Annotated in this window: 10 protein-coding genes and 1 pseudogene; 3 read left to right on the top strand and 8 right to left on the bottom strand. The window is 47.2% G+C overall.

The genetic code is table 11. The features are described 5' to 3' along the window. Positions 1-437, bottom strand: a pseudogene (locus AACP44_RS06815) (alanine--glyoxylate aminotransferase family protein); the annotation flags it as partial. A 194-nt stretch (positions 438-631) separates the two neighbouring features. After that, positions 632-1,162, bottom strand: coding sequence for a DUF3806 domain-containing protein (locus AACP44_RS06810; RefSeq protein WP_339339726.1), 531 nt, complete (start codon positions 1,160-1,162; stop codon positions 632-634). A 178-nt stretch (positions 1,163-1,340) separates the two neighbouring features. Between AACP44_RS06810 and dapA the strand changes: the two genes are divergently transcribed. Genes dapA through AACP44_RS06795 form a run of 3 tightly spaced genes read left to right on the top strand, consistent with a single transcriptional unit; the run spans position 1,341 to position 4,071 of the window. Next, the gene (gene dapA, locus AACP44_RS06805) at positions 1,341-2,219 is read left to right on the top strand and encodes a 4-hydroxy-tetrahydrodipicolinate synthase (RefSeq protein ID WP_339339725.1); all 879 of its coding nucleotides are present in this window, start codon (positions 1,341-1,343) and stop codon (positions 2,217-2,219) included. Further along, positions 2,216-3,304 carry an outer membrane protein assembly factor BamC gene (gene bamC, locus AACP44_RS06800; RefSeq protein ID WP_339339724.1) on the top strand — a complete coding sequence of 363 codons (1,089 nt, stop codon included), beginning with the start codon at positions 2,216-2,218 and terminating at the stop codon, positions 3,302-3,304. Before dapA ends, bamC begins: the two co-directional genes overlap by 4 nt. Positions 3,305-3,309: 5 nt before the next feature. After that, positions 3,310-4,071 carry an MBL fold metallo-hydrolase gene (locus tag AACP44_RS06795; RefSeq protein WP_339339723.1) on the top strand — a complete coding sequence of 254 codons (762 nt, stop codon included), beginning with the start codon at positions 3,310-3,312 and terminating at the stop codon, positions 4,069-4,071. A 32-nt stretch (positions 4,072-4,103) separates the two neighbouring features. Here the strand turns inward: AACP44_RS06795 and AACP44_RS06790 are convergent, their stop codons facing one another. The 6 genes from AACP44_RS06790 to lpxC form a co-directional block, all read right to left on the bottom strand. After that, positions 4,104-5,207, bottom strand: a complete 1,104-nt coding sequence (locus tag AACP44_RS06790; protein ID WP_339339722.1) for a phosphoribosylaminoimidazolesuccinocarboxamide synthase — start codon at positions 5,205-5,207, stop codon at positions 4,104-4,106. A 132-nt stretch (positions 5,208-5,339) separates the two neighbouring features. Continuing rightward, positions 5,340-5,762: an 8-oxo-dGTP diphosphatase MutT gene (gene mutT / locus AACP44_RS06785; RefSeq protein ID WP_339339721.1), complete on the bottom strand. Its 423-nt coding sequence runs from the start codon at positions 5,760-5,762 to the stop codon at positions 5,340-5,342. Next, entirely contained in the window at positions 5,762-6,982 is a 1,221-nt protein-coding gene (gene argJ / locus AACP44_RS06780; RefSeq protein ID WP_339339720.1) for a bifunctional glutamate N-acetyltransferase/amino-acid acetyltransferase ArgJ, read from the bottom strand. Before argJ ends, mutT begins: the two co-directional genes overlap by 1 nt. Before the next feature lie 29 nt (positions 6,983-7,011). Next, entirely contained in the window at positions 7,012-9,732 is a 2,721-nt protein-coding gene (gene secA, locus AACP44_RS06775; RefSeq protein ID WP_339339719.1) for a preprotein translocase subunit SecA, read from the bottom strand. Positions 9,733-9,849: 117 nt separating this feature from the next. Beyond that, a complete protein-coding gene (locus AACP44_RS06770) occupies positions 9,850-10,776 on the bottom strand; it encodes a M23 family metallopeptidase (RefSeq protein ID WP_339339718.1) in 927 nt (308 codons plus the stop codon). A 151-nt stretch (positions 10,777-10,927) separates the two neighbouring features. Beyond that, complete coding sequence (gene lpxC, locus AACP44_RS06765; protein ID WP_339339717.1) at positions 10,928-11,839, bottom strand: UDP-3-O-acyl-N-acetylglucosamine deacetylase; 912 nt, start codon at positions 11,837-11,839, stop codon at positions 10,928-10,930. Positions 11,840-11,859 lie beyond the last annotated feature (20 nt).

Below are 11,859 nucleotides of genomic sequence, written 5' to 3'. Positions count from 1 at the left end.
GTTTCGGCATGAACAAAGGCCAATACTTTGGCCTCAGGGTTTTGTGCAAACGCGGTTTTCACTTTGGCGATATCAACCGGCTTGCCCCACTCGTCTTCAACCATAACCGCGTTACCACCACAGCGTTCGACATTTTCTTTCATGCGACCGCCAAACACCCCGTTTTGACAAACGATGACGGTATCGCCCGGTGATACCAAATTCACAAAGCAGGCCTCCATACCGGCCGAACCCGGCGCAGAAATCGGCAGGGTTAATTCATTGTTGGTTTGAAAGGCGTAATGAAGCAAGGCCTTGATTTCGTCCATCAAGCCAACAAATTCTGGATCAAGATGGCCGATGGTTGGGCGGCCCAAGGCCTCCAAGACTCGTGGGCTTACATCGGAAGGTCCGGGGCCCATTAGGGTGCGTTGAGTCGGGTGAAAGCTGCTGCTCATGGTGAAACTCCAAATATGACAATGACACTGAATATACTGGGTGCGAACACTAGCAGTTTTTTGCCATAAAATCGCTATCGATTAGTGTTGATCGGCGGTTTTTTCATAGCACCAAACGTCCATCTGGCAGCCCTTAGCCATACTATAAACGCCTGAGGATAATCGTGATGGGAATGGGGATTGATTTTTAGCCGCTAAAAAGGCGGTTTATTGCGAATATCAATCACTGCTTGCTCTAGCTCTTGATAAACCTTAGCCACATTAACGCGAATACCCACTTCTGCTTTTCTAGAAATCTGCGTTACCGGGAAAATAAATTCTTTTTCAAAACCTGTTAACTGCAGGGCCTTGGATCGGCCATATTTATCAATATAGATAATCCAGCTTAGCCCCCGTTGTGACTTTAAAATCTGCCCCAGAATCAAGCCCATCGACTGTAGTTGACGAACATCCTTGGAAGTCACAATATTTTCATCCAGCAAGCGCTGTATGAGAGCGATATCGTTATCTTTTTGGCCGTTAAGCTGGCGACCGAAATGACGTCTAACCAGATCATCAATGCTTTGCCGCTGTGCCTCCATACTGTTTTTGACAATGGGGGATATTGGTTCTGTTCGCCATGGTTCTGCATGAGTTGGGTTTGAGCACAGCAACAGTAAAAACACTATTAAAACCGAGGCCGGTCGATTAAATCGGGCGATATAGCGCATGTATAGTTCCACCATTAAAATCCTTGAGAGCTGGTTCTGACATTAAATCAAGTCAGAAAAAACAGTGTAATTCATCAACATCGGTAAACAAGTGCTAATTCGCTAAATATAACGCTAAAAACCCTCTTTCTTGCTTGAGCTTGGCTAGGGTCACCAGTACCATAACGGCTCATCTTATTTGACGGAGAAACGGATGATTACGGGCAGTATGGTTGCTCTAGTAACCCCGATGACAACAAGCGGCGAGATTGATTGGCCGAGCCTAAAAACACTGGTGGATTTTCATCTTCAGGAAGGTACTCATGCCATTGTTGCCGTCGGCACCACTGGCGAGTCGGCCACCTTGAGTGTTAGCGAACACTGTATGGTGATCAAACATGTTGTCGATCAGGTTAACGGCGCTATTCCGGTGATTGCGGGTACTGGCGCTAATAGTACCCATGAAGCCTTGGAATTGACTGAAGCGGCCCAGGTCGCCGGTGTCGACGCCTGTCTCTTGGTCACGCCCTACTACAATAAGCCGACCCAGGAAGGCCTGTACCAATTCCATAAGTTGATTGCCGAGAGTGTGGCGATTCCGCAAATTTTATATAACGTGCCGGGCCGAACCGCCTGTGATATGACTAATAGCACGGTTGATCGTCTAGCCAGTGTCGATAATATTATCGGCATCAAAGATGCCACCGGTGATTTGCAGCGCGGCAAAGCGCTAATCGAGCTTGTCTCCGATCGTATTGCCATTTATTCCGGCGATGATCCTACCGCTATGCAGCTGATGCTTGCCGGCGGCAAGGGCGATATTTCGGTAACGGCTAACGTAGCGCCGAAGTTAATGGCGCAGATGTGCGAGGCAGCATTGGCTGGCGATGCGGACACCGCCAAGCCGTTAAATGATCAATTAATGCCACTGCACGAAAATCTGTTTTTGGAGTCCAACCCCATTCCTGTTAAGTGGGCACTGCAAAAAATGGGCATGATGACCGAGGGTATTCGTTTGCCGCTTACAGTCTTTTCAGCGTCTGGACAGCCGGCATTAACTCAGGCTATGCAACAATCGGGAATTATTGAATGAAGCTTTACCGACTCTTGTTTATGCGCACGTTAAAACTGACCAGCATGATTATCTTGCTGCTGCAGATTACCGCCTGTAGTTGGTTATTTGGTGACGAAGGTACTTTTCGTGACCGCAGCAACGATTATCGCCAAGCTACGGTAACAGCGCCATTAGAATTACCAGAAGGCATGGAGAGTGAATCGATTGATGATCGCTATACCATCCCAACGATCAGCGACCGCACCACATTGGATGATGATTTTGAAGTGCCATCGCCTGAGCCGTTGGCAGATGACGTTAACCGTGATCAGGTTCGTATCAACTCGCTAGGTGAACAGCGCTGGATTTTGGTCAATGGCGCTCCCGGCCAAGTATGGCCGCGTTTACGAGGATTTCTCAGCCTAAATCAGTTAGCGGTACAACATACTGATGCTATCAACGGTCTTATTGAAACTGCATGGCTGCAACCTGAGGGCGAAGATGCTTTGCGTGAACGCTATCGCCTGCGGATTGATCAGGGTGTGCAACGAGGCACCAGTGAGATCTATGTGCTACAAGCCGATATTCGCTCCGGTGATGAAAATTGGCCCCAGCAATCGAGTAATGCCGAGCGCGAAAAAATTATGACTCAGGAACTCGCCCAGTATTTGGCCGATAGTTCTGCCGCCGCTGCGGTATCGATGCTGGCGCAACAGGCAATCAACTCCTCAGGGAAAATCACCTTACAAGAAGACGCCAATAACAATATTCATATTAATCTTGCACTACCCTTTTCCCGCGCTTGGGCCGCGGTGGGTAACGCCCTGCAAAAATCCGGCTTTGTTATTGATGATATAAACCGCACTGAGCAGGTGTATCACCTTAATTATGTTGAAGGCTCTAATTCTAAAGAGAAGGAAAAAGACGGTATTTTCTCTTGGATGTTTGATTGGGCACCATCGAACGATGCAGACAAACCCGCAGAGAGTATCGCCTACCGGGTCCGCTTAACGGATAGCAACAACGGCACCATCGCTATCACTATTGAAAGCGCCGACAATACTGAACTCAGTAAAAGTGACACTGAGAGATTACTAAAACTGATCAAACGCAACATCACATAACTTCGATGAGTTTTTCATTTGCATCTCTGGGTAGCGGCAGCCGCGGCAATGCTACTCTTATTCGTTCTGAAAATGCCCTACTGTTAGTCGATAATGGTTTTACTCTTAAAGAAACTGAACGCCGCTTGGCCAAACTAGGCCACTGCCCAGAAGATATTTCTGCCATTTTAGTCACCCATGAGCATGGCGATCATATTAAAGGCGTCGGCCCTCTTGCTCGCAAATACCAATTACCCGTTTATCTCACCCACGGCACTGCGCAGTATCAAGGCTTAAATAACGTCAATGAAATGCATCAGATCAATATTCACCGTATTTTTACTGTGGAAGATATTGATATTACTCCGGTAGCGGTACCGCATGATGCCAGAGAGCCCTGCCAGTTTGTTTTTCGTCATGCCAATAAAACCATCGGCTTACTGACTGACCTTGGCAGTATTACGCCGCATGTTACCGAACAATACCAACACTGTGATGCACTGATGCTGGAGTGTAATCACTGTCCTGAACTGTTAGCTATGGGGCAATACCCCGCCTCATTAAAACAGCGTGTCGGCGGGCATTGGGGGCATCTCAGCAATCATCAGGCCGCAAATCTGCTAGAGCAAATAGACGTGGAGCGGATACAACACTTGGTGATTTCGCATATTAGCGAAAATAATAATACTGAGGCGCTGGCTAAAGCCGCAGTCACAAAATGGTATTCACAGGACTTGCCGATTTTAGCCAAGCAGGATGAAGCGATCGACTGGTTAGCGGTTAACTGATAAAAGCCCCCACCTTGGCAGGGGCGATAAATCTACTGGATCAAATCATATTGATCGCGAAGGATAGTGATAATCTCTTGTTTCGGGTTATCTGACAAAATAATTTTCTCGCCGGTAATTTTCTCGGCAATACCCGTATAAGTGTCCGATACTGACATCAGAACTGCCTCAGGCAATGCATTGTCTTTGGCTAATGCATAACGCTCATCCATACGGTTTTTATTTAACAAAATATCGGCATCCGGAAAATGGTTTAGCAATAACTGGCGGAAACCCTCTTTCGAATTTTCAATAATGTTACCGTCACGATAAGCCGCACCATCCCAAATTCTAGAGGAGTCAGGGGTACCCACCTCGTCCATATAAATCAGTTTTTCTTGGCCATGTTTATCAGTGACATAACCAAATTCAAATTTGGTATCGACAAATATTTGATCGAGTTTTTCCAAGGCATCACTGATAACAGCAAAACCTTCCGACAATAATTTTTCGTAATTGCTCACATCATCCAGACTACGGAAATTAAAAGCTTCCAAGTTATTAGTAATATCATCACGAGTGATATTGACATCATCCACTTCCGGTACGCCCGGTATACCCTTTAAAATACCTTTGGTAGAGGGTGTAATTAACAACTCAGGCAATTTTTGGTCTTTGTTTAAATTGTCAGCAATTTCAATTCCACAAAAGTTACGCTCACCTTTGGCATAGGAACGCCACATTGATCCGGTAATATATTGACGGGCAATGGCTTCAATCATCACCGGTTTGGCCTTTTGCACAATCCAAACCAAAGGATGGGGAATATCCAGAATATGACTGTCGGCCAAACCCTGCTCACGAAATAATTTAAACCAGTGATTGGAAATCGCATTCAGCGAAGCGCCTTTACCTGGCACACCATGCATATCACCTTCACCATGCCAGATACATTCAAAGGCTGAAATACGATCACTAATTACCATCACTGCCAATTCGGCATCAGCGGCAACATCGTAACCTTTCTGCTCAATCAACCGACGACTGTCTGCAGCCGTTAGCCAATACACTGATCGCACCTTGCCACTGTGGACAGCTTGTTCTGTACGGATAGGAAGATTGTTATTAACTGCCAATACTTTGGTAGCAAGACTCATGGTAAATGCCCTGTTTTAACTCGTTAATGGTTTGCAGATGATAATCTAGGTGGCCGACCAGCCCGGTGAATGGGTCAATGTACGGTGTATTCTAGAACGGGGATTCTACCAGATATTACAGCCGATTCCAGCTCACACTGCGTTCAAAAGGCGCTTGTGCACGGCTGTAATAATCGGCTTGTTCGCCGCTGGAAAGGTATAATCTGATAATGCGGAAGGGCTCACCCATTTAATGGCCTGGCCTTCTTTGCTTTCTGCCTGACCGGTAAAGCTGTCGACCCACCAGACATCTAACAAGACGGCTTTGTCGGTGTAATCATGGCGAACTTCAAGCAGAGGATGACCATCAATAAACACCAGACCCAGCTCTTCATAAAGCTCACGCGATAAGGCCTGTTCCACCGTTTCGTTCTGCTCGACTTTACCGCCGGGGAACTCCCATAAACCCCCTTGATGGCTAGCTTCTGGGCGCAGTGCAATCAAAATATTCTGGCGCTTATCCACAATCACACCAACAGCAACATGCACCGACTTAGCAGAAGTGTTAGCGGGCATTAGGTTCGGTATTCGGCATTGATGCGCACATAGTCGTGGGAAAGGTCGCTGGTCCAAACGGTGGCGGTATCACTACCTCTATCAAGATTGATAGTGATGATAATCTCTTCCGATGCCATGGCCGCCACACCCTGCTGTTCGGTATAGCTTTCAGCGCGACAACCGTTTGCTGCAATCAGAACATTATTTAAGTAAACAGAGATTCGATCAACATCGAGGTTTTCAACACCAGCACGACCAATCGCCGCCAACAAGCGCCCCCAATTAGGGTCGCTGGCAAAGAGCGCGGTTTTTACCAAGGGGGATTCGGCAACGGTATAAGCCACCTTTAAACACTCTTCTTCACTTTGGCCGCCATTAACAGCAACGGTTACAAATTTACTGGCGCCTTCGCCATCTCGAACTAAACCTTGGGCCAGTTCAATAAAAATACCGGTAATAGCCTCTTGCAGCATGGCATAAGCAGGATGTTGCTGATCATCGACTACAGCAAGCGATGACTGCGCGGTTGCCACTAACATACAAGCATCGTTAGTGGAGGTATCGCCATCGACTGTAATGCGGTTAAAGGATTGGTTTACCGCCTGTTCAATCATTACCTCTAACAGGTGCTGTTCAATGGCGGCATCGGTAGCCACATAGGCCAACATGGTTGCCATATTGGGCTTAATCATACCGGCACCCTTGGCAATACCGGTAACGGTTATCGTTTCACCCAGACAATCTATCTGCACTGAAGCGGCTTTGGGACGCGTGTCGGTGGTCATAATGCCGCTAGCCGCTTGCTCCCAGCCATGACTATCCAAAGCGGCTTGTGCAGCGGGTAAGGCCGCAATTATTTTATCAACCGGCAAGGGCTCACCGATAACACCGGTGGAAAAAGGCAGTACCTGATCGGTATTGATCGCAGCCAGAGAGGCCATTGCCTGACAACAAGACTGACTATCACGCAAACCCGCTGCGCCGGTGCCGGCGTTGGCATTGCCAGTATTAACCATAAAATAACGCGGCGTTGTCGCAGCCAAATATTGCTTGGCTTGTTGTACCGGCGCTGCACAAAAAGCATTGCGAGTAAAAACACCGGCAACGGTTGCCCCTTCGGCAATTTCCATCACCACCAGATCCGGACGACCCGCTGTTTTAATACCAGCGGATGTGGTGCCTAAACGAAACCCCTTAACAGGGTGCAACGGTGGTAATTTTTCTTCGCCGACTGCCATAAATATTCTCTAATGTGTTTTCGAATAACTTACACCAATTTACCATGACAATGTTTATATTTTTTACCGGAGCCACAAGGACAGGGATCATTACGACCCACTTTTTCCCCTTTGCGAACAAAAGGGGTTTGCTCGGCTTCAGCCGATTGCTGCTCCTGCTCAGGCAATGCCGAGGCATCAGCATGCTGGAACTGCATGGGGTTTTGCGCCTGCTGCTCACGACGCTGACGCTCCAACGCCTCGATCTCGTCTTCGCGTTGAATACGAACATTGGCTAAAAAGCGCACCACATCATGCTTTAATCTGTTCAGCATGGATTCAAATAAATTAAAGGCTTCACGCTTATATTCTTGCTTGGGGTTTTTCTGCGCGTAGGCACGCAGATGAATACCCTGACGCAAATGATCCATGGTCGCCAGATGTTCTTTCCATAGATTATCCAACACTTGCAACATAATATGTTTTTCGAACTTGCGAATTTCAGCGCCAATTTCCTTGGCCTTTGCTTCATAGCCATCGACAATCACTGCCAATATTTTTTCGCGCAAGGGTTCCTCATGAAGATCGTCGTCGTCATCCAGCCATTGTTGAATGGGCATGGTAGCGGCAAATTCATTTTCAAGCCGTTGCTCCAGACCGGGTATATCCCACTGCTCTTCTAATGTCTGAGGAGGAATATACTCATCAATCACGTCATTCACGACATCAGCGCGAATCGCTTCAATGGTTTCAGTAATCTCTTCTTCTTCGAGCAGATATTTACGCTGGCTATAAACAATTTGGCGCTGGTCGTTAGCCACATCATCATATTCTAATAGCTGCTTACGAATATCAAAGTTACGACCTTCAACTTTACGCTGAGCCTTTTCGATAGCGTTGGTTACCATGCGATGTTCAATCGCTTCACCTTTTTCCATACCCAGCGCTTTCAAAAAATTACGCACTCGATCGGACGCAAAAATACGCATTAGATTATCTTCCATGGAAAGATAAAAACGCGACATACCCGCATCACCCTGACGACCGGCACGACCACGAAGCTGATTATCAATACGGCGAGATTCGTGGCGCTCGGTACCAATAATATGCAAGCCACCGGCTTCCAACACAGTATCATGACGCTTTTTCCAATCTGCCCTTATGGTTTCAATCTGACTATCCGACGGATTATCCAACGCGGCGATTTCTACTTCGACATTACCACCCAGCACAATATCCGTACCACGGCCGGCCATATTGGTTGCAATGGTAACAACACCCGGCCGACCTGCTTGGGCAATAATTTGAGCTTCTTGCTCATGGAATTTTGCATTTAACACTTTATGCGCAATGTTTGATTTTTCAAACCGACGAGACAGTTCTTCCGAGGTTTCAATTGAAGCGGTACCGACTAATACCGGAGCACCCTCAGCGGTCATGGTTTTTACATCGGCAACAATGGCATCGTATTTTTCATCCTTCGACAAATAAACCAAGTCATTCAAATCTTGACGCATTTGCGGCACATTGGTGGGGATAACGACGACTTGCAAATCGTAAATTTGATGAAACTCAAACGCCTCGGTATCAGCGGTACCGGTCATACCGGCCAGTTTGTTAAACTGACGGAAATAATTCTGGAAGGTCGTTGAGGCCAACGTCTGGCTCTCTGCCTGAATCGTTACCCCCTCTTTGGCTTCGATTGCCTGATGCAAGCCTTCAGATAAACGACGGCCAGGCATGGTACGGCCGGTATGCTCATCAATTAAAACAACCTGACCGCCTTGAATAATATATTCAACATCGCGGTTAAATAATTTATGGGCCCGAACGCCTGAATAAACATGCTGCAGCATGGACAGGTTGCTGACTGAGTAAAGGCTGTCACCCTGTTCTAGCATGCCCGCTTTAGTTAAAAGTTCTTCAACATGAAGGTGGCCTTGTTCGGTTAACTCTACCTGACGTGCTTTTTCATCAATCGTATAGTGGCCCTCGATGAGTGATTCGCCTTCCTGTTGTTCAGTTTGTAATGTTAACTGCGGAATCAAACTATTGATTTGACGATATAGCTCAGAACTATCTTCCGCTGGGCCGGAAATAATTAACGGCGTTCTAGCCTCATCAATCAAAATGGAATCTACTTCATCGACAATGGCGAAATTTAAACTGCGCTGGAAGCGATCTTCCTTGGTAAAGGCCATATTGTCGCGCAGATAATCAAAACCGAATTCGTTGTTGGTACCGTAGGTAATATCACAGGCATAAGCGGCACGCTTTGACTCAGGGCTTTGGCCTGAACTGATAACGCCAACTGATAGCCCCAAAAATTCATAGATGGGACGCATCCAGTTAGCATCACGTTCCGCCAGATAATCATTGACCGTAACAACAAAAGCACCGTCACCGGACAATGCGTTTAAATACACCGGCAGGGTAGCCATGAGGGTTTTACCCTCACCGGTACGCATCTCGGCAATACGGCCCTGATGCAGGCAGAGGCCACCAATCATTTGTACATCAAAATGGCGCATACCCAAGGTTCTTTGTGCCGCTTCACGAACGGCGGCAAAGGCTTCGGGCAATAATTGATCAAGGGTCTCACCCTGCTGAAGACGTTGTTTAAATTCTTCGGTTTTGGCTGTTAGCGCTTCATCACTAAGCGCGCTGATACTCGCTTCAAAGCCATTGATCTGCTGGACCGTTTTGCCCATGCGCTTAAGTACACGATCATTTTTGCTACCGAAGATTTTTTTGGCGATATTTCCAAACATAATAAGCTACTGCAGTGTAAGTGTTATTGTAAGAGACGCTAAGTGGCGCTAATGTCGATAGACGGGCCGCCAAGGCGCTAGTTTAATCTAACTGGGACCAATAAGGCAGGGCAATATTCACCGGTTGGTGCGGTGAATATAGGTGGCAGGATCGACCGGACGACCGTGTTTATAGACTTCGAAGTGAACGTGGGGTCCAGTGGAACGGCCACTGCTTCCCATCAGGGAAATAGTCTGGCCTTTTTTTACAATATCACCCACTTCAACTTTGTTTTCCATGTTATGGGCGTAACGTGTCATAAAGCCGTTGCCGTGGTTAATTTCCACTAAACGACCATAGCCATAGCGCTCTCCGGACCATGTAACAACGCCAGAACCGACCGCAATAATCTCTGAACCTAGCTTACCGGCAAAATCGACACCTTCATGCATGGCTTTGCGACCAGTAAATGGATCAGTACGAAGACCAAAGTGGGAAGACATCCAGCCTTTTTTGATCGGACGACCGGCAAGAAAGACTTCATCTTCAATCTTGCGGTTGGCCATTAAGGTTTCTAATACTTCAAGCTGTTGTTCACGATTATCGATTCGCTGCTCCAAACTATGGATAGCATCGACAAAATCAGGATTTTGATAAACCTTACCTAAATCGGCAGACTGGGGGCCACCCAAAGCTGGCTGCTGGCTAAAATCGAATTCGCCTTTGTCGAGCTTGGCAACGCTGGTGATACGCTCGCCCAGAGCGTCCAGCCGTACAAGACGAGCTTGAAGTTCGGCCATGCGCAGGGTTAAGGCTTGCAAGTGTTGTTCGGTTTTAAGTTTTGTCTCAGCAAGCAGTTGCTGCTCTTTGCTGTTTTTCTCTTTTATGGCTGCAACAGCCTGCGGATCGAGTACGTCGTTATTATTAGCGACGGTATAGCCAATAAGACCGCCGATAGCCAGAGGAACACCCAAAAAACACAGCGAAAAAAGCGTCCGCGACCATCGTGCCAACGAAATTGACAATGACTGGCCATGCTTGTCACTAACCATAATGACTTTCATAAAATAAGGAGGCTTCAGTTCGGTTTATTGAGTAAAAAAGATGGCAACAGGCTATCAATATTATCTTGGCGAATATCGCATACAACTCAGCCTGTGATCAACTTTCGGCAGGGGATTATAACAGAACCGTTTAAACTTTGAGCAAAAAACCTTAAGCGGCCGATACAGGCGCCATATAAGAGATGGGAGCCGTATCTTTGTCTTCAAATGTGACCACTTCCCAGGCATCGGTTTCAGCAATTAATGCTCTCAAAGAGGCGTTATTGAGCGCATGGCCGGATTTATGCGCCTGAAATTCACCAATCAAGCTATTGCCGAGCAGATATAGGTCGCCGATGGCATCCAGTACCTTGTGCTTAACAAATTCGTCCTCATAACGCAGGCCGTCTTCATTAAGAATGCGATATTCATCAACCACAATCGCATTATAGACACTGCCACCTTGGGCTAAGCCCTTGGAACGCAGATATTCAAATTCATGCATAAAACCGAAGGTGCGAGCCCGGCTGACTTCCTTGACAAAGGAAGTGCTGGAAAAATCCAGCGCAGCCTCACCGGTACGATCACGAAATACCGGGTGATCAAAATCGATGGTAAACGACACTTTGAAGCCATCAAAGGGGAGGAATCTGGCAACTTTATCGCCGTGTTTCACCGTTACCGGTCGTTTTATACGGATAAACTGCTTGGCCTTCGGCTGCTCCTCAATACCAGCGGACTGGATCAAAAACACAAAAGGGCCGGCACTGCCGTCCATAATAGGGACTTCGGCGGCACTCAACTCAATATAGGCGTTATCAATACCCAGACCTGCCATCGCTGACAATAGATGCTCAACCGTTGACACCCTTACATCACCTTTGGTCAAGGTGGTCGATAAGGTGGTATCACCGACATTCTCCGCTCGCGCGGCAATTTCAACAACAGGGTCAAGATCAGTACGACGAAACACAATGCCGGTATCAATCGGCGCCGGTAACAAGGTCAAATACACTTTTTCACCCGAGTGCAGACCGACACCGGTAGCACGGATGGCATTGCGTAATGTACGTTGTTTAATCATCGTTATTCTTCATGGTTATT

Origin of the sequence: uncultured Oceanicoccus sp., from assembly GCF_963968385.1 — a bacterium.
Taxonomy (GTDB): domain Bacteria; phylum Pseudomonadota; class Gammaproteobacteria; order Pseudomonadales; family Dasaniaceae; genus Oceanicoccus.
The sequence above is the reverse complement of the archived record's forward strand: the minus strand, read 5'-3'. Positions and strand labels throughout refer to the sequence as shown.